This is a genomic window from Peribacillus sp. NPDC076916 (assembly GCF_050269675.1).
GTDB lineage: Bacteria > Bacillota > Bacilli > Bacillales > DSM-1321 > Peribacillus > Peribacillus aracenensis.
The window spans coordinates 437,284-459,136 of the sequence record NZ_JBNNIU010000002.1 but is presented as its reverse complement, the minus strand read 5'-3'; the positions used below and the strand labels follow the sequence as shown (position 1 = coordinate 459,136).

The window sequence follows — 21,853 nt, the reverse complement described above, 5'->3', positions numbered from 1 at the left end:
AAATCAAAAAAACTAATTCGATTCGTTTTCTAATCGAATGTGAAATTTTTTCATTTTTTGCACTAAAGCGCTTTGACTGATATCCAATGAGATGGCCGCAGCCCTTGTAGTCCCATATTTTTTCATCGCATTCAGGATCAGGGATCGCTCCAGCTCGGAAACGGCATCCTTCAATGAATGTTTTGTAGGTTTTTTTGATATGACCGGCTGGATGAACGATGGTAAATTAGGCAAATCAATCGTATCATCATAAGTTGTGACGACCAGTCGCTCTGCAAGACTCGCGAGCTCACGTATATTACCAGGCCACGAATAGTTCGTCAGCCATTCATAGCATTCCGGTGTCATCTTTTTCTTTTCATTATATTTTTCATTGAATTTTTTCAAATACATTTCTAAAAGCGGGATCGTTTCTTCCTTTCGCTGGCGTAAGGGCGGGACTTCAAATGATACGATATTAAGCCGGTAATATAGATCTTCGCGGAAAGACCCTTCTTGAACAAGCGAGGCAAGATCCCGATGGGTGGCTGTAATTAACCTGACATCCACCTCTTTCATTTCGGTAGAACCTACTCTCATGAACTTGTTTTCTTCTACCACTTTCAAAAGTTTCACCTGTAACTCTAAAGGTAAATCCCCAATTTCGTCCAAAAATAAAGTGCCACCATTCACTTTCTCGAAAATCCCCATTTTCCCATTCTTAAGGGATCCGGTAAATGCCCCTGGTTCATATCCAAAAAGTTCAGATTCCACCAAACTCGCAGGGATCGCCCCGCAATTTAATTCAAGGAAAATTTTTTCCTTCCTGGAGCTTTTGGCATGTATGTACTTGGCGATTAAACTCTTCCCTACTCCCGTTTCCCCCTGTAACAAGATCTTCGCATCCGTTTTAGCTACTTTATCTGCCAGTTTAAATAAGGGAGTTGTAGAAGGCCCAATGATTATTTCTTGTAAATTGACCTGTTCCGAGCCAGGCAATAATTGAGAAATAGGCTGGAAAGATAGCTTTTGACTGTCGATCGTGTACTTCATCCGGATTAATTCAGTTATATCCCTTACACTATTTATGACAAATATGACTTCGTTCTGTGGCGATAGAATAGGTGTGGCCGATACGATAATCTTTCTTCCATTTCGGATTCTTTGCGTCAAAGTAACTTGATTCTTCGTCAGTATAGATTCCAATGAAGCGGAAACGGATATCATACCCTGCTCAATTAAATAACTCATCGGTTTTCCGATGATTTCCTCTTCTCTTATTCCGGTAATACGCTGATAAGCTTGATTGATAAATAATGTCGTTCCAGCACCATCCGTGATATATACGCCATCATACAGGGCATTAAATACAACCCTGCATAAATCACTCTCAAAGAATGCTTGAAATTGTTCATATGGGATGGAGTAATTGCGTAAATTTTGCAGTGGTGCATTCACAGTAATGAAATGGGAAATAGGCTTCGTCAAATCACTCTGCTGCACTGCGGCAGATAACGCCTCTATTGTCAAAAATCCGATGAAAACTTCTGAATCATCCAAAACTTCCACTTCTGTGCTTCCTATGGGAAAACATGATATTGCTTCCTCCACTGTCATATCCGAATAAAACTTAGTCATCAATATCCACTCCTAACCTGATCCCTTTATGATACTACTTATAAGTGCTACACCGATAAAACAAATCAATCCATATATGCTATTTCTGATTAAAGCGATAAACATGCACCGGAATGACACTTTAATCATACCAATGGTGTTTTTTATGCTCAAATCCATTTTCACTCACCAAAGGAAAACTCCTCCTTTTGTTGTACGAAAAAGCCAGTTCCTTTGGATGCTCAACTCTCCGATAGAAACCATATCTAAGGAGTTGAAGGTGTTAATATGTATTCCGACCCTCTTTCCACATATGGCTTTTACAATTAGTCCGTTGATTTCCGCTCCAGGCATTCGTTTTCCGCGGGCGGTCCGGGAGCCACCTCGGCGCTTTTGCGCCTGTGGGTCTCCCTTGGACGCGCTTTTCTTTGCAGGAGTCTCGTACCTACCTCTCCAATCAACTTTGTTTTAACATTTAGACTATAATCTTTTTAAAATAGAAGGATTAAGACCTGAGATGATGAGGATGCTTTTTTAACATATTTCTATTCAGCGAGACCAGCTAATGCAAGCGAACCATTTGGTTCGTAATATTTAGGCGGCCATTGATTAACATAAAGGGGGTCGGATTTTTTATTTCCGCACCCTTTTGTTACAAACCAAAAACCTAATCCGTATTTGGATTAGGTTTTTGGTTTGATTAAAGAAAGTAAGTTGCTTCATCTCCAATCATATGCTTAATTTGGGAACCAGCCTACAGGTTTTACATCGAGATTAATGTTGATTTGCTTAATTTCCTGGTATTCATCCAAGCCGTACTTTCCTAAACTGCGTCCAATCCCGCTCTGTTTGTAACCGCCCCATGGCGCCTCGACATATGTTGGATGATAATCATTCACCCATGTAATCCCCGCCCGCACTTTCTTGATCACACGCAATCCTTTTGCGCCATCGTTAGTGAAGACGCCGCCTGCAAGGCCGTAGTCTGTATCATTTGCAAGTTTAATAGCTTCTTCTTCATCTTTAAACTTTTGAATGACAACGACCGGACCAAAGATTTCCTCTTGTACGATGCGCATGTCAGGTGTTACATCGGTGAAGACAGTCGGTGCAATGAAGTATCCTTTGTCAAGGCCGTCATCAACAAGACGGTAACCGCCTGCTGCAAGTGTCGCCCCTTCCTGTTTGCCGATTTCAATATAATTTAAAATGCTATTCATTTGCGCTTCGCTGACAATTGCCCCCATGTTGCTGTCTTCTGCAAGGCCAGGTCCAACTTTGATTTTATTTGCGCGTTCCACATAGCGTTTTACATATTCATCATAAATGCTTTCTTCAACCAGGATGCGGCTACCTGATGAACATACTTGGCCGGCACCGAAGAAGATGCCAAATAATCCGTAATCGATGGCTGTCTCTAAATCGGCATCGGCAAAAACGATGTTAGGTGATTTACCGCCAAGCTCAAGGGAAATTTTCTTTAAGTTGCCCGCGGCCGCTTTCATGATAGTGCGGCCAACATCCGTACTTCCCGTGAATGATACAATGTCAACGTCCTTGCTTTCTGCAATGGTTTGACCGACAACAGTGCCGCGTCCCATCACCATATTAGCCACACCTTTAGGAATGCCGACTTCCTCTAGGATTTCAAATAATTTCATTGCTGTTACAGGTGTCACTTCAGCCGGTTTATATACAATGGTGTTACCCGCCGCAAGGGCCGGTGCGATTTTCCAGACACTCATTAGAAGAGGGAAATTCCAAGGTACTATCAAACCGGCAACACCTACTGGCTCACGAACGACCATCGCTTGCACGGGAGCGGGAACTTGATAAGTTTCCCCTTCCGGATGAAGGACCAAACCAGCGTAGTAACGGAAACATGCGGCGGCATCGGCAATATCGAAACCTGCCTCTGCTTTAAGTTTCCCGTTGTCCATTGTTTCGAGAATCGTTAACTCTTCCGCACGTTCATCAATTTTATCAGCGATTTTATATAGGTAGGAAGCTCGCTCCTGTGCCGTCAGTCCTGACCAGATTCCACTTTCAAAAGCTGCTTTCGCAACTGAGATTGCCTTTTCAGTATCTTCCTTGGTGGCACGAGGAGCTCTTGCAATGACTTCCTGTGTTGCAGGATTGATTACCTGGATTACTTCATTTGAAGAAGAGGACTGCCACTTACCGTCGATGTAATTTTTAAGTTCTATAACTGCCGTTTCTAAAATTGTCATGTTTTTTGCCTCCGGTTTTTATTATTTTTTTGTAAGCCTGTACGGAATCGTTAAAGTTTTAATACAAGTCTGTCGTCCTTCGCACGTGAGCAGCATGTCAAGATTGACTTACGTGATTGGCGGTTTTGTTCGCTAAGGAAGAAATCCCGGTGATCCACTTCACCTTCTGCAACATCTACCTCACAACTTCCGCACCCTCCCACTTTACAAGAATAAGGTGCATCAATCCCTTCCCTTAATAGCGCATCAAGCAGTGTTTCACCTTCCTGAACGTGGATGGAACGATCGCTGTCTGTAAGGTCGACAATGAAAGGATCTTGCGGCCCATCATTTTTTGTCGCAAAAAATTCGAAGTGGATCGCATGTTCCGGATAACCATAGGAACTGGCGGCTTTTCGATATTCTTGAACCATCTCGATTGGTCCGCAAAAATATACATGCGTGCCAATGCGATGATCCTTCATCGTCTCAGGCATCATTCTGCGTTTATCTTCTGCCTGCGAAAAATAAAAGGTGCATTGATCAGGGTATTGGGCTTTCAATAGATCATAAAAAGCACATAATTCCGGTGTGCGCGCTGCATAATGGAGTTCGAAGGTTTGGCCTTCGGCAGCCATGTCTTCCATCATTGCCAGAAATGGGGTGATGCCGATTCCAGCTGCATAAAAAGCATGATGCTTTGCTCGAAAGCTGAGAGGGAAGTTGTTTTTAGGGAAACTGACTTCCAACCTGGAATCTATCTGTACATGATCATGCCAGAAAGCGGAACCTCCGCGTGACGCCTCATCACGCCGAATGGAAATTGCATATTTTTTACGGTCCCTTGGGTTGCTGATAAGGGAGTATTCCCTTTCGAATATCGTATCCCCGGCCGGCATGAATGTGGTCAAATGCGAACCGCCTGTAAAAGCAGGCAATGGGTTTCCGTCAACTGGAATCAATTCGAACTGTTTTACGAATGGAGTTTCTTGAATGATCTTGTTTACTTTCATTTGAATATTTCCTACTACCCGCATGATGATCAGCTCCCTACTTCTTCTTTTCCGATTGGAATGAATGGGTAACCAATATAACCTTCCCGTACTACGGAATAAAAAGGTCCTATTTCAAGACTTGCTCTGCAATGGTCACATTCGGCAATCTCTGCTTCTTCTTCGACTTCCGACACTTCAAAACATTTCATGCAATATACGTACCGCCGCTTAGGCCCGATAATCACCGTTTGGATCTCAGCTTCAGATAGACCAGCTTCCACCCCGAGCGAGAAGATCATAACAGCATTGTTCCATGCAGCCGCAATATAAAATTGGGTGCCCATCTTTTGTGACAAGATGAATCTCTTAATCTCCTCTTTATCCTCCATTCCGTTAATGGAAATACATTCAAAATGCACTGTACCTGCAAGCTCAGATGTGAAACTTTTCGCCTTTTCATATCCTGCTTGATCAGAAATGACGACAAACTTTCTTCGTTCATTCCGAGGAGTAAATTGATTTACGATTGTAATTGATTTATCAAACAATACTGGACTATTGTACAAGGCCCTATCCTCCTACTTATTGTTTATCTTCGATTTTTTGTTTTTCATCAATACGCCTCAAATATTCGACCGATTGCGGAAGAAATGGGGCTATTCCTTTGTATGCAGCCATAGGTTCCGGAATATCCTGCAGTACGCTATATGTCAGATCAAACCACTCCTGGCGCAATGTCAAATCCTCCAGTGGCAGGAACTGCGTATTCAATACGAATAGAATGGCGTTGCTTCGTGGCATACGATAAAATTTTTGTTCTTCAACACGCAAACGAACAAGTTTACCTGCATTTTCCGGTGTTATCCCTGAACGCTGCGGTCCCCAGACATCCATCGTTTCATAGTTGACATCCCAACGGTCAGCCATCAGGTTCCAGTTGATGCGTGTCCATGGCTTTCCTGGCTCAATGGATAATAAAAACTTACGAACGCGATCTGCCAGTTCATCGCCTTTCCGCGATACAAATGGAACGGGTGCATGGATTTCATCAAAGGACATGCCTTTATTCCAGTTAGCTGAGAAGAGTGCGGCGTATGAAACTTGTCCCACTTCCAAATAGAAATTACTATCGCGATGAACCATTAAAACAAAATCATTGTGGAAATGGCGCCCTACATAATCAAGAGGCTCATTTGGAAGCGTGCTTGCATCGCCATACACGAATGAATCGGATTCCCCGAAAATATGGTTCTTGAAAGTCCAGTTGTCTCCATCTTTAATGACCTCGAAATGCTCCGGATAGCGATCAGTTGCCATGTCGATGAGCATTTCCAACACTTCCCATTGCATTTCCATTGTGTGCGAAAAGGATTGAAACCTTATATGCGGCTGTTCTTGAAGGAGACGACGCTTCGTTTCCACTTGGAGTCTGTATTCTGGTGTAACTTCAATACAGTTAATGTTTGAGAGTCTTTTCAAATCGTTTGAATAACGATAGTTACCTGAAGTGAATGGAAATGGAAATGTCTCTAAATCAGTTGTTTTGAAATCTAAACTTTGTGTAAACATTGAACAATCTCCTCTCGTTCCCTAGATTCTTTAAATTGCGTTTTTTCTATTTAGCTTCCTTTAATTCAACGGATGGACGCTCCATGTCAACTTCAAAACGGAAAATGTATTTCGATGAAACATAGTAGGTGACTAAAGCGACAAAGTATGTTGGAATTCCGGCAGCTGTATGAAGGAAAAAGTCACTTGCTTCAAAAGTCAATGGATTATAAAGTGCCCAGTAAACGATCGTTCCAATGACCACCGTTAGAACTGCCGACGGGTTAAGGCCTTTCCAATAAGTATAAGAGCCCTGTGTGTCATACAAATCCCTTATTGAAATGCGTTGTCGCTTTACCAAAAAGTAATCTGCAACGACAATTCCGCCAAGAACAGCCATAATAAAGGAAATGACAGCAATGAATGAACCAAATGCATCGTAGAACGTCGAGCTTAGAAGTAAGAATATGGTCGGTACGGTTGTCCCCATCGCAATCATCCATGACTTTTTCGGGAATACGGTTTTAAAGCTGACAGCTTGTGAGTACATAAGGAAAATGGCTGCACCGACATTCCCAACCGAAAGTAAAATCAAGCCAATGAAGCCGCCCCAACTTCCTGCGATGGAAAACATCCAGTCAGAAGGATTAAGTGAACCAGCGACTAATGCAGCAATGGCCCCAACTAAAGCTGCGATACAAACGATGATTCCATAGCTGTAGAATCCTGCTTTAAATGCTCCTCCTTCTGTTTTAGATAAACGGCTGTATTGACCAAGGTATGGCAGCCATGAGAAGCCGAGACCGATATTTAATTCCAGGGCCGTCGCGAATGAACGAGAAGTCGTTTCAAATGGCTCGGAAGGAAGTATTTGAGCGATTTTAGTGAATCCCTGGCCAAACAAGACTATTGCGAGAAGACCAAACATGAGAACCATAAAAACCGGAACGGCTACTGCGGTATATTTTTGAATCGCTATCGGTCCCCTCACCGTTACTAGAAATGCACAAATGAAGAGTAAAATCGAGAAAAACGGCGCTCCAGTTGCTTGGCTTGAGAAAATGGCGGGCATCCCCATCCAATTAGCAGCCTCTGCTAACGCCTGGCCGGACATGAAAAGCGCAATGGAAATGTAGCCGAGAGTTAAAATAAGAAAAACAAAGAAAAAGATATTGGATCCTAGATACCCTAGTGAACTTCGAAACCCTACAAAAGTATCTATGCCATAACGCGCAAAATAAAGGGTAATGGGAACAATCAACAGCAAAGGGAAGGCGTTACCGAATAATATCGCTGCAAGTGACTGCTTCACATCAAGCATTGTACCTGTGTATCCACCAGTTAACAGCCCAAAAGATGAGAGGCCAATAACAACCTGAACTAAAATTAAATCCCGAAGATTAAAAATCCGGTCATTTTTACTTGCCGGTAAAAAACCAAAGGCCACATCCTTTGAAATGGAGGCATTATCTTTACTCACACGCTTCTCTCCCAACTATAAAATAATGATTGTATCGCTTGGAAATAAGACTGTCATTGTTTTGGGTGAGCTAAACAAACTACTTTAGACAAGTGTATAGACCAGGTAAAAGATGATTAATATCATGAGAAAAATAGAACCTGTCGCATCCTTCCATTTCATTTTGTCGATTTTCACGGCATCTTCCTGCTCATACGCATTGATCCGCTCATTCAAATCTGAATATAGATTTTTAATAAAGGGATCTTCAGAATTGATATTCTGTTGGAACTGATTCTCTTTACTCAAAATCGCTTCTCCCTCCTTTGCAATCGCGCTTTCCAGTCCCTTCTCTTTACTTTAATGCAATAAACATGCCAATCAGAAAACACCATGCTTACTGGGTTTCCAATAGGAAGAATATTCATTTTTGAAACTATTGAACAATTGTGAAATTTCTGTAATATAAAAACTAGGAAGTTAAATGAAAGGCAGGTAGACATAAATGGATCACTTCACCTCTGCACTCTTGTCTATTTACGATCAGCTTATTGTGACAGATAAAAATGGCACCATACTGAAATCGACCGGAACAGGAAACCCCTTATTCCAAACAGTCAAATCCGCTAATGTCGGCGGTTCCATCAAGGATGTTGAACAAGATTTGTTTTCCATAAGCGTGGCAGAAGAGATAATGGGCAAAAATGAAAAAAGATCTTTCATGCAGTCCTCATGGCAGGGGCCGGAAATGCTGATGACGGCATACCCGATTGAATCTGGGGCATGGGTGTGGGCCTACAAAGAAATTAAAGACTCGTATCCAGATACATCAAGGGGGCAATCGGGGCCTTTGTTGGAATCGAAGAAGCCATCTTTTCCATTTGTGATCCGCAGTAAACCGATGCTTGATGTTCTGCATAAAATGCAAATGGTTTCCGATGTTAGCGCAACAGTCCTTTTATTGGGGGAATCCGGTGTAGGAAAGGAAATGGCCGCCAGGGCCATACATAATATGGGTAACAGAAGCGACGGTCCGTTCATACCTGTCAATTGCGGTGCAATCCCGGAAAACCTGATTGAAAGCGAACTTTTTGGCTACGTAGAAGGGGCTTTTACCAGCGCACGGAAAGACGGCGCCAAAGGGAAATTCACACTCGCCCATAAAGGTATCTTATTCTTGGATGAGGTTGGCGAGTTACCGCCTAACGTACAGGTAAAACTGCTTCGCGTCCTTCAGGAACGCGATGTCACACCAATTGGGAGTACGACATCACACCCTGTTGATATTCAAGTGATTGCCGCAACAAATAAATCGCTCGAAAAAATGGTGAAAAAAGGTGAATTTCGAGAAGACTTATATTATCGCCTTCATGTCGTACCTATCCATCTTCCGCCGCTTAGGAATCGTGTAGATGAAATCCCCCACCTGGTTCAGTTTTTTCTACAAAAGTACAATGCACTATACAATCGAAATGTGGCTTTCACCCCGGATGCAATCGACTTGCTATGTATCTATCAATGGCCCGGTAATGTGCGCGAACTTGAAAATACAGTTGAAAGGCTTGTGATTACTAGCGGAATGCCGGAAGTAGATGTTGCGTTGGTTAAAGAGGTCCTTCCTTTTAAAGGGCCCAAACCCGCTTCAATACCTGTTATCGATTTTCTGATGCCTATGCAGGAAGCAGTCGAGCTTGTGGAGGAACAGCTCATCAATATGGCGATGGAACAATACAAATCATTAAAACTAGCAGCGAAGGTATTGGAAGTCAGCCAGCCTACGATGAGCAGGAAATATAAAAAATTACGTAATAAAATTGAGGAGGCACGCTTTTCACCAGTGGATAAACGGGCCATTTTAGAAGAACAAATAAATCAACGGCTTCGTTCCATTGCCGTTGTAACTGCAGCTATCATTCCAGCTGAAGAGGTTATCAGTCTGCAAAAAAATATGAACCGGCAAACTTCCTATTCCCAGAAATTAAAACAAAAACTTACCATGATTCAAGAAAAGGAAGGCGTAATTGAATGGGTCTTTATATTTATCATGACGGAGGATGGACGTCTGATTCACCTCGTTGCAGACAAAGGCTTTGTAATTGAACCGGGGGAAGAATATATTGGTCCCCCTGAAATGGTTAATGTCGCATACCAGGCGTTTAATGGTAAGGCTGGTGTGACTCCGATATATGAAGACAGGTACGGTGAGTGGAAAACAAGCTTTGCGCCTATTATTGATGATGACGGCAATATCGTTGCTATTGTAGGTTGTGATTACAGCAAAGCCTATTTCAATTCGGAAATGCAACGTCTCCGTAAACAACTCAATATACATGTTTGATTTCAGGATGCAGTCATGCAGGATCAAAACGTTTGGGGAATAAAGCAAAAAAATAAAAGCTGATGACAGGAGCCTTCTTGAACAGGCTTTTGCATTCAGCTTTTTCGGTATTATCAAACCATATATACATCATGAACATAATGCAGGAGTTAAAATGGCATAAACGCCACCCATTTTTCGGATCTAACTGGTTTTTCCCATATTGACCACACTTATAGGCAATAGTATATCTTGTTCTTCCACTATTCTCTTTTATAGTAGTTTTACGATTTATCTCCAAGTAATTCTTTAACATAGTACTTCTACGTTAAATCCCCCAGGCGCTTCTACATAGAACGTATATCTGTGTAAGCGTTGTGGAGGTTTCACCATGAATCCATCATCCTTCAACCGTTGATTGATCCTGTTAACTTGCTCTTCATTTTCTTGTATGAATCCAACATGAAAAGTCTTCGGGTACCGTACATCGCTTCCTTTCATTAGAGTCAATATGGAACCATCATCATCTTTCATTGCAGCGAACCCATCTCCCCGGCTTCCTGCACATGACAATCCAAAGTATCTTTCTAAAAACTCCCTTGATGCTGTAACATCATTAACTGTTAAATTTATATGATTGATTTTCATTACTTCCCCCCATTTTAATATTATTGTTTTCTTTCCGTCTCTCGGTAAAAAAGTTAATTTTCCCTTCCTATTTTGTAAGGTATGCCTTCTTTTTCGTTAAAATGTTAGTATTTTCCTTCCGATTCAGTGTATAATCATCCAAGCTACCGCATTTACAAGATTTAAAAAGGCCAACCAGTAAAAACTGGCTAGCCTTTGGTGCAACTCAATTACAATATTTTTTCATTTTCAAGGCTGGTGTTTGACTCCACTTTCTTAGCCAATTTAAATTTATAGAATAATATACAGGCTATCAAAAATCCTATCCCATAAAACAGTCCGACTCGTTGAGTAGGATCAAAGGCAAGGAATACTAGAATCAGCAAACAAAAGCCTAAACAAAACAACGGGACAAATGGGTAAAAGGGTACTATGTATTGTAAATCTTCCGTTTTACCACCCGCTTTTATAAATTTCCTTCTAAACATATATTGCGATAAAGCAATTCCCATCCATGATATCGTGACGGAAATACCGGCTATGGACATAAGTATCACGAACACTGTATCGGCCGCAATGAAGCTAGTCAATAACGATAGAAGCGAAAAACAGATTGTAAAAAGAAGGGCATTCAATGGCACTTTCCGCTTGGATAATAGACCAAACACCTTGGGTGCCATTCCGTCATGAGCCATCGACCAAAGCAACCTTGTGGATGCATAAAGACATGAATTCCCCACAGAAAGAATGGCTGTCAAAATAATGAAATTCATGATACCTGCTGCATAAGGAATCCCGGCTATCTTCATCAAAGTTACAAAAGGGCTTTCCAATAAGCCTAATTCCGAAGAAGGGAATATGGCGGAAAGGATGATGATGGACGAAATGTAGAAAACAATGATTCTAAATAGTACGTTTCGAATGGCTTTAGGGATATTCTCTTCGGGTTCTTCACTTTCCCCTGCCGCTATTCCTATTAGTTCTGAGCCTTGATAAGAAAATATTACATTCATCATTGTCACAAAGATAATGGTAATCCCCCCTGCTGGAAATAGACCAGAAGGAGCCAAATTCTCAAAGAATGGGGTTGGACGATCAGATAAAGAGACAAAACCAAAGATGCCAGCGATTCCAATCAAGATAAACAAAATCACTGCAACGATTTTTATTCCAGCGAACCAATATTCCGCCTCTGCAAAACCTCTTGTCGTTAATGCATTCAAAGTAAATAAAAGCACTATGAACACAGCACACCAAATCCAGGTAGGACTATGGGGGAACCACTGTTTCATCAATATCCCTGCAGCCGTGAACTCAACTCCTGCAGTGGCGGCTGAACCTACGAAATACATCCATCCTAGAGAGAAACCAGCGGAAGGCCCTATATATTCGGCAGCATATTTCTGGAATGAACCTGTAACCGGCATATGAACGGCCAGCTCGCCTAGGCAGACCATTACCATATACAAAATAAGACCGCCGGCTAGATAACCGACAAGGGCCCCTCCTGCCCCTGCTTGGTTAATGGTATAGCCTGCATTTAAAAAAAGGCCTGTACCGATTACGCCGCCAAGTGAAAGCATAAATAAATGGCGTCTTTTCATCGAGCGTTGCAGCTGATCATTATTCTCCAGTCCATACCCCATATAATCACTTCCTTATCTTATCTATTAGCCTATCCTTCTCCTAAACTATCTTAGAACCTCAAAGAGAGACAACTAAGTCCGCCATCTTGTTTTTGAAATTCAGTCACCTCCACATCAATCACTGTGTATCCCAAATCTTCAATTTTTTTCTTTGTACCCTCAAACCCTTTAGGGACAATAACGCAGTCGTTCATTCTTACACAGTTACCCGAATATTCCTCTTCCTGTTTTACGATTATTTGATTGAAGCCAGAAAAAGCCTCGTGATTAATGAATTCCCCGGCTACTAATAAATTATTGTCTCCCAGGTAATTGACACCCGTTTTTAAATGAAAGAACTTCTTAAGGGGAATGATCGTCGTATCATAACCATATTTAGCCATAATATCTTTGAACTGAAGAGCACCTGTTTCATTTGTTCTAGTTGAAAGACCAATATAGAAGTGATCTTCAACTTGCATTACATCTCCGCCATCCAACATACCTGGAGATTGAATATATTCGATTGTGTCATAAAAGTTCTTTAAAACTTCTCTCATTTCATTAATTTCACCATTCCGGCTTTCTGCACCAGGATTCGTTACAAGGGCACATTTTGGCGTCAACACGGCTGTATCTTCCACAAACGTGGAATCAGGGTATCTCTCATCCGGTTCGAGAACGGTCACTTTCACACCGCAGCGTTTTAATGCTTCTACATAAGCATCGTGTTGTATAAGAGCTTTCTCATAATCCGGGTTTCCTAAATCCGATGTTGTTAAGCCATTTACATAACTTTTTCCAATCTTTCTTACAATCGCGTGTTTAAACATATATATTCCTCCTAAATAGGTAGTTTATTTTTTTGGCTGTTTTCGCATACTTTGTTGCTATTTACCAAGTAAAGCGGTGTGGTTGATTTCCCCTCCAGATGCTCGCTTTCCGCGGGGCGGGCGGTGAGCCTCCTCGGCGTAAACTCCTGTGGGGTCTCACCTGTCCCGCTGCTCCCGCTGGAGTCTCGCACTTGCGCTCCAATCAACCTTAAATCGTTTTGTTTTAAAAACAACAATCTTTACGAAAAGAGCCATTTTTTTAAATGTAGGATATTAACCTTTTTGAACCAGAAGTTCTTTAAATGAAATTTCTTTTCATCACTTTGCTGCACTTAACTATTCCAGAAGCGGAAACCATGGAAAAAACCAGTCATGATAGGGAGAAAAGACACCGTAAGTTTTCTTTTAAACTATAACGGGTTTCTATTCCAGCCCAATGCTTGCTCAATTATTTTAATGACCGCATAATTTATCCGCTATACCTACAAAATATCTTACTCCGTACCCTAAAGCCTTCTCATCGATTTTAAATTTAGGATGGTGTAAAGGGTAAGCTTTTCCAAACTCATCATTATGAACGCCTAGAAATTGCATGGAAGAGGGTACCATTTCGGAAAAAGCCGAAAAATCTTCTGTCCCGAACATAGGATCATCAACCTGGATGATATTATCTCCTTCAAAAATACCTTCCATGACCGTTCTTGAAATATCGACAGCTGCTTTATCATTTACCACGGCTGGATACCCTAAGTACCAAGTAATTTCACATTTTGCCCCATGCGTTTCTGAAATCCCCTTAACGATTTGCTCTAGATACTCCCTTGCTTTCAATCGGCTATCAGGGTCTAAGGAACGAATGGTACCACCGATTTCCGCATATTCGGGTATGACATTGAGCGCACTTCCTGAATGGAACTGAGTGACTGAAATGACGGGTGTCCTAAGAGCCGAAATTTTTCTCGAAACGATATGTTGAAGATTCGTCGTAATTTCTGCACCAATGAGCAGCGGATCTACCGTTAATTCCGGAGTCGACGCATGACCGCCCTGCCCAATGATTTTAATTTCAAAATCATCGGCTGCTGCACAGAATACCCCTTCCCTTAAACATATCGTCCCTGTTCGTTCATAAGGAGTAACATGCAGTGCAAATGCATAATCCACTCCTTCCATGACCCCTTTTTTCACCAATTCCTGAGCTCCCCCTGGCAGAACCTCTTCGGCGTGTTGGAAAATAAACCTGATTTCTCCATCGATCGCATCTTTTTTCCCAGAGAGGACTTTAGCAGCACCTAATAACATCGCAGCATGTGCATCATGTCCGCATGCATGCATAATCCCAGGATTTCTTGATTGATAATCAATTTCTGCTTCTTCTTGAATCGGGAGTGCATCAATATCGGCACGAAAGGTGATGGTATTCGGTTTTCGGGCAGATTTTTTAGCTCCTTTGAGAACCGCTAAAACGCTCGTTTCTGTAGGTCTCGTCACTTCTAATCCTGTAAAGGTTTTTAATTTCCTATAGATTAATTCAGAAGTCTGGTACTCCTGATATGAGAGCTCCGGATTTTCGTGAAAATGACGTCGCCATGAAATCACTTCATCGACAACTGTCTCCTGTATTGTCTTCATCATAAATGCCTCCTCGATCATTTAGTGCCAATATTCAGACTTTTAAAGTCTCTAAAAAGGGCCATACTGTATGCTTTGAGCAATGATCAAAAAGATAATTGCTACCGCAACCTGAATCAAAAGATACGGAAACACCCATTTTACCCATTTCGTAAATGATATGCCTGCCACTGCCAGTCCAGCCAATAGCACTCCAGAAGTCGGAAATATCATATTCGAAATCCCATCCCCTAATTGAAAAGCTAACACTGCGGTTTGTCTTGTCACACCCATCAAATCCGCCAATGGAGCCATTATCGGCATTGTCAATGCGGCTTGTCCACTTCCGGATGGAACAATGAAGTTAAGAAACAATTGGACAATGAACATTCCGATTGCATTTATGGCGGGAGGAAGCTGCTCAACCAATCCTGCAGCATAATATAAAATCGTATCCAGCATTCCACCACTTGTAATGATGACCAAGATTGTCTGCGCAATGCCTATTATCAATGCCCCGGAAACCATGTCGCCCGCTCCTGAAATAAAACCATTAGCCATCTTGGATGGAGTCAAGCCACCAATCAGGCCCATTATGATCCCGCTTAATAAAAACAAGCCGCCAATTTCACTTATATACCATCCTAATTTAATAACTCCATATACTAATAGGATGAAATTCACCAATAAAATAATTAAAGCAGCGCTATGTCTTTTACTCATCCTAAAGTTTTTATCAATATGTGCATGTTCTTCACGCCTGAATTTCCCATACTCCCCCTGTTCAGGATCTTTTTTAACCTTCATTGCATGGAAATAGATGTACAATACTGTAACGACATAAAACACTGCAAGAAGAGCGATCCGCAATCCCATTCCCGAATACATGGGCAGTTCTGCAATGCTTTGGGCAACCCCTACATTGAAAGGGTTTGTAATGCCCGAGATGAATCCAGTCGCCAATGTTCCAAGGATGACGATCGCAAAACCTGTAAGGGCATCAAAGCCCAATGCAATCGTCATCGGAACAATGATTGCGATATAAACCAATGAATCTTCAGCAGAGCCGATCAGTGTCCCTAATGATGCGAAGATTAATACCATCAACGGAATAAGCAATCTCTCTTTTTTTCCGAATCGGACAGCCACAAACTTAATGAAAGAATCCAGTGCTCCTGTTGCCTGCATGATTCCCAGTGCTCCGCCAAACAAAAAGACGAACAAGATAATTGACGCTCCTTCAATCATCCCTGCGTGAATGCTGCTGAACATTTCCAATAATCCCACTGGTGTTGATTCAACGAATTCAAAAGAAGTGGGATCGACTACACTTCGGCCATCCTTTTCAATTCTTTCATATTGGCCCGCGGGTAAGATATAGGTTAAAATCGTCACGATTACAATTACGATAAACATTAATACAAAAGGATTAATCCCTTTTTCCGGTAGCTCCGTCAGTTGGTTAAGCGGCTTATTTTTCTGATTAAGCGGCTCGGAAGTGATTTGACCATTAGGCAGGTCATTCATTTAAATTCCCCCAGTTAAAGTTTTATACTTTTAATCCAGTTCTCCTGACGGACCATCACTTCTTAACCAAACACTTAAACATACTCTTAATTAACTTCTCCAGCATGACGGGCGTATGGACGAAGGCGCTATCGATGTGAAGGCGCTCTGTACGCTGGTGGGCATCCTTGCCGAAAGGACCCACATTAAGTACGGGTGCCTGAAGTTTTTGCATATCCGCGAAAGGAATGCTGTAAGTATCGCCCCAGACTGGTGTATTTTTTTCAAAAGCTGTCCAGCCATCAGACTCATCATTATAATGAACATAGCTTAAATCGCAAAGGCCATTAAAATAATGAATTTGGCTGACTTCCTCACCAAGCATGCTGGCAGTTTCCTTCATTACTTTCACAGATTCCATGATAAGCGGATCATCGGACGTATTGACGGCTGGATAATATGGCGGTGCGAATAGCAATACAATGGCGGGTGAAAGCTCCTGACATTGTATCATCAATTTTTCAACGATCCGCACTGATTTTTCCCGCTCATCCAATTCCATGTTTCCTTTAACTTCACTCTTTATTTGCTCAACAAAACTCCCGCCAAATTTGCCCTCGGCATATGAAAGTAACTTTTCGTAACGCAATACTTGTACTTCACCTACACCTTCAATTTGTTCACGAAGGCAAAGCCCTTTATAAGATTCATTGCATTTCATCGCTGCTTCGTTAGCAACCTGTTCGAATAGGTCCATTATTTCTGCAGCTGTCCTTTTCATAATGAACACATTATAAAGCGCGGCTGCCCGATAAGGTGTCTGTGTTGAATATTGTAGTTTTAGATCTTTTTGCAGAAGCGATACCGGTAAAGGTGTTTCCTCACCACGATCACTTTCTTGAAAAAGAGTGTTCCACTCCATGAGCTGCGTGAGGAACGAGGCTATATAGTTAGCCGTCATGCCCTTTAATGGCTCACCTACATGAGTTTCTTTCCCATAAAAAAGTGCAGCGGGCATGATTTTCCCCAAAGTTCCGGAATAAATATAATGGCTATTATCGCCCGGTTTCTGTGAAAAGGACGGTTCACTATTAAAAAACATTTTATAGGAAAGGCCATATTTATCACGTAAAGTCACAAGTTCTTTAACTGCAGCCCTCATTCCCGCGGAATTCACTTCTTCATCAGGAACTGTTAATAGCAGGAGATTGATCGGCCATTGTTCGATGCTTGCCTTTTCGATGATAGCCATATGAAGGGCAAGACCCATTTTCATATCCATCGTTCCTCTGCCAAACAAGTACTTTCCTGATTCAAGATCAATACGCGCTTCTTCCGGTAGTTCATCTTTCCTCTCATGAAGTTTTTTCGTGAGCTCCTCTGGTTGAAATGCAAGAGTCTCAAGATCACCGTATTCTTCAGTATGAACCGTATCAAAATGGCTAATTAATACAACAGTCTCCTTGCTATCGGGATGTTTATAAAAGGCATTGACAAAGTTCCTCCCTAAATCAGCTTCGTGAAGCGATAAGTGCGCCGGATTCCTTTTAAAATAATCAAGCTCCCTCAATTTCTCTTGCACTTTATACGGAAACAATTGTTCTCCTTGTGTAAGAGTACGACTATCCCAGCTAACAAGTTCACATAACAAAGCACGGAGCGTTTCTGGAGTCCCCCATAGTAATTGACTCATTCCAATCCCCCTTCATTGATATTTGTACGCACCACCGGGCAGGTTAAACAAGTTGGACCGCCAGTGCCTTTGAAACTGATCTCAGTTCCTTTGTATTCATAAACCGTTGCTCCCGCATCAATAAGCTTTTGTTTTGTGTAAGCGTTACCAGAAGATATCACGCAAACCCGCGGAGCAATGGCAAGAACATTACAGCCCAAGGTCAAGTACTCATCAACAGGCACTTCGATAAGCTGTATGCCTCGTTCAATCAGCATTTTTCTGAAAAAGACAGGCATAAGGCGGGAGTGAACCACTGCTAAATCCTGGTCGACCATACTGATTAAAGACATAAGATGGAGACACTCTCCCTCACCTTGATCATGCGGAAGCTGAACTACGATGAATTCATCCACAAGATGAGCGGTCATTTCTTTTAATTGCCGAATGGCTTCAGCGTTTGTACGATAACCATGTCCGACAACTAGGGTCTTATCATCAAGCCAAACGATATCACCGCCATCCGCAACCGCATCACCCGTTAAATACCCAATAATCGGGATGTTCTTTTCCCTACAAAATTCTTTGTATACATTAGCTTCAGGCTGTCTCAATTCTTTCCCGGACTTTAAAATAATGGCTCCTTGGCTAGTGAATTTGACCGGATCATGAGCATATAAGGAGTCAATGCCGACTACCGAAGATGCTGGCAAATAATCGATGTTTGAAACATATTTCTCCAAAATGGAAATAAAATCACCATACTCTTTTAAAGCTTCGTTGAAATCTGGCTCTTCCGCATAATTGAAGTTCCGCCATGCTTGGCTTAAATGCTCTTGACTAATAAAAGCTTCTCTCGGATGTTTTACAATGACACGTTCCAATGGATTGTACATGGACGAACAATATGTCACTGCCTCCCCCTCCTTTTCCGCATAGCGGAAAACGTTTCCGCTAATAGGAATTTTTCTTTTATTATAAAATCAACTTTGGTATAATGTCAATATGTTTTAAATTTTCAAATAACTTAAGGTTTTATTCAACTTGTAATGAAAGATAGGTGGTTTGTTTATGCAATCGATCGACCGTGCCATGAACGTTATAAAGGTGCTGGTTTCCAATTCATCGGAAAACTGGCTGTCAATTACGGAACTTTCCCAAGAATGTGATCTTCCTGTCAGCTCCATGCATCGTTTGTTAAAATCGATGTCCTTGCATGGATTGATCCAACAGGACGGGCAATCCAAACAATATGGTTTGGGGAATATTTGGCTCGAATATGGTTTACGTATGTATGACAAAATGGATTACATCAGCCAAATAAGGCCTGAACTGGAAAGGCTGATGAACAAAGTCGATGAAAGCGTCTATCTTAGCCAGCCAATAGGAATGGAATCACTCGTTATCGAACGAATCGACAGTGAAAAAAGCCAAATCCGGGTTTATGACCAGCTTGGCTCACGAGTACCTATGCATATTGGGGCTGCCAATAAAGTGATGCTTGCCTATATGCCATATAGTCAAGCCAAAATAATCGTGGATGCTCTTGTGCCAATTCAAGAAAGAGCAGCTTTTTGGGATATATTGCAAGAGACTAAAATGAAGGGACATGGAATCAGCCACAGTGAAAGGACAGAGGGAACATGTTCTGTTGCCGTGCCGATACTGAACCATTTTGGGGAAGTTCACGGTGCAGTGAGCATAGGTTTTGTCAGCTTTAACCTGACAGATGAAAGACTTGATTTCCTCATTAAGAATGTTATGGAAACTGGCAATCGGGTTTCTGCAAAATTGGGGTATAGGGGAATATGAATAAGAGAGCAGTGGAGGATTATCGGTTAAGCCGAAAAAGAAGATGAGTCATTTCATCTTCTTTTTCGTTTTTATATTAATCGCTGCCGGTCACAAATAAATCTTCTTTAAAATAGGCGAGCACCTCTCCGGCCACCACTGGTTCACCCTCCAATACCTCCAATGATTCTATTTTCCCGCTGACACCCATATCTATGATTTCCACACGTCCATCTGCCTTCTTAATCTGAAATAATTGTTCCCATTCGTAAAATCTCGAATTTTTGGATATTGAAATTTTTTCAATCCTGCCTTCACATGGGCTAAGAATCACATCAACGTACATTTACATCATTCCTTCCCTCAGTATTCTTCAAAATGAAATGGGGTTTGTAATACCAACTTGAGAAAGTTTTGGAACTCATGTATATCTTCTTGTTCAATCCCAAGGGTCGGAGCCCAGTATTGATCTAAATTAATATCATTTGCACAAAGCAGGATCATTCTTCCGCTTTGCATGGAAGTAACCATTGCTTTACCGAAAAACTGGGCCGAATATACAATGGTCACATCATATCTATAATCTTGTGACAATAAGCAATAATGATGAATAGCCTGGTTTTCTTTATTTTCGGAAAGAATATCAAAATTCAACGGATTGCCTCCTTTCTTGTAAGCCCTAATTCGCTCAGAACCTGACCCAACCTCGAAGCTGAGATGCTTCTGCTATTTTGCGAATCCCTTCAATATATGCAGCCACTTTCATGTTCACGGAATATTTTTTTGAAGTATGGTAGACATTCAAAAAGCTGGCCGTTATCTTTTCCTTCAATCGTTCATCCACAAGCTCTTCCGTCCAATAATAACCTTGGTTGTTCTGGCACCATTCAAAATAAGAGACTATCACCCCTCCTGAATTCGCCAAAATATCCGGGACTAGCACTATACCTTTATCATCGAGGATCTTGATCGCTTCCTTTGTTGTCGGCCCATTTGCCGCTTCGATCAGGATTTCACATTTTAATCGTTTTGCATTTTCATTATTCACCACTCCGCTAATAGCTGCGGGAATCAGCACATCACACTCTTTTTCCAACAATTCTTGATTGGATAATGAATCTTTGTATAAGTTCGAAACGACCCCAAAAGAGTCCCTGTTCTCCAAAAGGTAAGGAATATCCAAGCCATCCGGATTATATAAGCCTCCAAGCTCATCCGCAATTCCGACAACCTTAGCCCCCATTTCATGTAAATACAACGCTAAATGACTGCCAACATTCCCGAATCCCTGAATGATTACCCGCATGCCTTCAATAGGAATCCCCTTTAAATCACATATCATTTGAAGTGTATATAATACTCCCTTGGACGTGGCCTTCTCCCTGCCCTTCGACCCTCCTAATCTCAGAGGCTTTCCCGTAATGAATCCGGGTGAATCGAATTCCCTGATGTGATCGTATTCATCCAGCATCCAGGCCATGATTTGTGAATTCGTATACATATCAGGTGCCGGGATATCTTTTGTAGGGCCCACTATTTGGCTTACTGCCCTGACATACCCTCTACTTAATCGTTCTAACTCAGATGAACTCATCTGTCTGGGATCACACACAATGCCACCTTTTGCCCCTCCATATGGAAGATCGGTTATTCCGCATTTCAAGCTCATCCATCCGGCCAATGCCTTAACTTCTTCAGGAGTGACATCCGGGTGAAACCGAATCCCCCCTTTCGTTGGACCGGCTGCATCATTATGTTGAGCCCGATACCCTTGAAACATCCTTGTCTCCCCATTATCCATTTGAATAGGAATACTGACTTCCAGAAAACGCATTGGCGCTTTCAAAAAATCAAAAACCTGATTTGGATAGCCCAAAACATGAATCGCTTCTTCTAAGATATCCTGGAATTCTTGCAATGGATTATCCAATTGCCGTTTTTCAATCACCTTAATTTCCCCTGTCATTTTAGCACCTCACTTTTATTCTTATATCTTACTTAAGCAACTTTCATGCCAGCTTTGAAGATTTCGTGTGGATAGCCATATACCGCCATTTGCAATC

At 41.8% G+C, this 21,853-nt stretch carries 19 protein-coding genes; 2 read left to right on the top strand and 17 right to left on the bottom strand.

Features of this window, described 5'->3' with window-relative positions:
• Window positions 1–12 precede the first annotated feature (12 nt).
• The 7 genes from ACQKFG_RS07220 to ACQKFG_RS07190 form a co-directional block, all read right to left on the bottom strand.
• Complete coding sequence (locus ACQKFG_RS07220) at window positions 13–1,617, bottom strand: sigma-54 interaction domain-containing protein (RefSeq protein WP_342614063.1); 1,605 nt, start codon at window positions 1,615–1,617, stop codon at window positions 13–15.
• 716 nt (window positions 1,618–2,333) lie between these two features.
• Window positions 2,334–3,827, bottom strand: a complete 1,494-nt coding sequence (locus tag ACQKFG_RS07215) for an aldehyde dehydrogenase family protein (protein ID WP_342614064.1) — start codon at window positions 3,825–3,827, stop codon at window positions 2,334–2,336.
• A gap of 50 nt (window positions 3,828–3,877) precedes the next feature.
• Window positions 3,878–4,843, bottom strand: a complete 966-nt coding sequence (locus ACQKFG_RS07210; RefSeq protein ID WP_427557411.1) for a PDR/VanB family oxidoreductase — start codon at window positions 4,841–4,843, stop codon at window positions 3,878–3,880.
• A 5-nt stretch (window positions 4,844–4,848) separates the two neighbouring features.
• Window positions 4,849–5,367 (bottom strand): hypothetical protein, encoded by a 519-nt coding sequence (locus ACQKFG_RS07205; RefSeq protein ID WP_192205241.1) that lies wholly within the window; start codon window positions 5,365–5,367, stop codon window positions 4,849–4,851.
• A gap of 16 nt (window positions 5,368–5,383) precedes the next feature.
• On the bottom strand, window positions 5,384–6,370 hold the full coding sequence (locus ACQKFG_RS07200; RefSeq protein WP_342614067.1) for a heme-dependent oxidative N-demethylase family protein: 987 nt from the start codon (window positions 6,368–6,370) through the stop codon (window positions 5,384–5,386).
• Window positions 6,371–6,416: 46 nt separating this feature from the next.
• Window positions 6,417–7,829: a purine-cytosine permease family protein gene (locus tag ACQKFG_RS07195; RefSeq protein ID WP_427557407.1), complete on the bottom strand. Its 1,413-nt coding sequence runs from the start codon at window positions 7,827–7,829 to the stop codon at window positions 6,417–6,419.
• 84 nt (window positions 7,830–7,913) lie between these two features.
• Entirely contained in the window at window positions 7,914–8,117 is a 204-nt protein-coding gene (locus tag ACQKFG_RS07190) for a hypothetical protein (protein WP_142244534.1), read from the bottom strand.
• Window positions 8,118–8,313: 196 nt separating this feature from the next.
• Here ACQKFG_RS07190 and ACQKFG_RS07185 point away from each other — a divergent pair, with 196 nt between their 5' ends.
• On the top strand, window positions 8,314–10,146 hold the full coding sequence (locus ACQKFG_RS07185) for a sigma 54-interacting transcriptional regulator (RefSeq protein ID WP_427557404.1): 1,833 nt from the start codon (window positions 8,314–8,316) through the stop codon (window positions 10,144–10,146).
• 288 nt (window positions 10,147–10,434) lie between these two features.
• Here the strand turns inward: ACQKFG_RS07185 and ACQKFG_RS07180 are convergent, their stop codons facing one another.
• From ACQKFG_RS07180 to ACQKFG_RS07150, 7 genes are all read right to left on the bottom strand, one after another.
• Window positions 10,435–10,773, bottom strand: coding sequence for a VOC family protein (locus ACQKFG_RS07180; RefSeq protein WP_192205246.1), 339 nt, complete (start codon window positions 10,771–10,773; stop codon window positions 10,435–10,437).
• A 209-nt stretch (window positions 10,774–10,982) separates the two neighbouring features.
• The gene (locus tag ACQKFG_RS07175) at window positions 10,983–12,398 is read right to left on the bottom strand and encodes an amino acid permease (RefSeq protein WP_427557400.1); all 1,416 of its coding nucleotides are present in this window, start codon (window positions 12,396–12,398) and stop codon (window positions 10,983–10,985) included.
• A 50-nt stretch (window positions 12,399–12,448) separates the two neighbouring features.
• Complete coding sequence (locus ACQKFG_RS07170) at window positions 12,449–13,210, bottom strand: dimethylarginine dimethylaminohydrolase family protein (protein ID WP_192205248.1); 762 nt, start codon at window positions 13,208–13,210, stop codon at window positions 12,449–12,451.
• A gap of 453 nt (window positions 13,211–13,663) precedes the next feature.
• Entirely contained in the window at window positions 13,664–14,842 is a 1,179-nt protein-coding gene (locus tag ACQKFG_RS07165) for an amidohydrolase (protein ID WP_427557397.1), read from the bottom strand.
• A 51-nt stretch (window positions 14,843–14,893) separates the two neighbouring features.
• A complete protein-coding gene (locus ACQKFG_RS07160) occupies window positions 14,894–16,237 on the bottom strand; it encodes a YfcC family protein (protein ID WP_427558217.1) in 1,344 nt (447 codons plus the stop codon).
• 166 nt (window positions 16,238–16,403) lie between these two features.
• Complete coding sequence (locus tag ACQKFG_RS07155) at window positions 16,404–18,020, bottom strand: M20/M25/M40 family metallo-hydrolase (RefSeq protein WP_349728126.1); 1,617 nt, start codon at window positions 18,018–18,020, stop codon at window positions 16,404–16,406.
• Window positions 18,017–18,895: a dimethylarginine dimethylaminohydrolase family protein gene (locus ACQKFG_RS07150; protein WP_427558214.1), complete on the bottom strand. Its 879-nt coding sequence runs from the start codon at window positions 18,893–18,895 to the stop codon at window positions 18,017–18,019. Before ACQKFG_RS07150 ends, ACQKFG_RS07155 begins: the two co-directional genes overlap by 4 nt.
• A 175-nt stretch (window positions 18,896–19,070) precedes the next feature.
• Between ACQKFG_RS07150 and ACQKFG_RS07145 the strand changes: the two genes are divergently transcribed.
• Window positions 19,071–19,811: an IclR family transcriptional regulator gene (locus ACQKFG_RS07145; RefSeq protein ID WP_427557394.1), complete on the top strand. Its 741-nt coding sequence runs from the start codon at window positions 19,071–19,073 to the stop codon at window positions 19,809–19,811.
• Window positions 19,812–19,887: 76 nt separating this feature from the next.
• Here ACQKFG_RS07145 and ACQKFG_RS07140 read toward each other — a convergent pair whose 3' ends face one another.
• Genes ACQKFG_RS07140 through ACQKFG_RS07130 form a run of 3 tightly spaced genes read right to left on the bottom strand, consistent with a single transcriptional unit; the run spans window position 19,888 to window position 21,756 of the window.
• Window positions 19,888–20,136: a hypothetical protein gene (locus tag ACQKFG_RS07140; protein ID WP_342614072.1), complete on the bottom strand. Its 249-nt coding sequence runs from the start codon at window positions 20,134–20,136 to the stop codon at window positions 19,888–19,890.
• A 17-nt stretch (window positions 20,137–20,153) separates the two neighbouring features.
• Complete coding sequence (locus ACQKFG_RS07135) at window positions 20,154–20,444, bottom strand: SAV0927 family protein (protein ID WP_192205254.1); 291 nt, start codon at window positions 20,442–20,444, stop codon at window positions 20,154–20,156.
• A 34-nt stretch (window positions 20,445–20,478) separates the two neighbouring features.
• Window positions 20,479–21,756 (bottom strand): Glu/Leu/Phe/Val family dehydrogenase, encoded by a 1,278-nt coding sequence (locus tag ACQKFG_RS07130; RefSeq protein ID WP_427557389.1) that lies wholly within the window; start codon window positions 21,754–21,756, stop codon window positions 20,479–20,481.
• Between the last annotated feature and the right edge of the window lie 97 nt (window positions 21,757–21,853).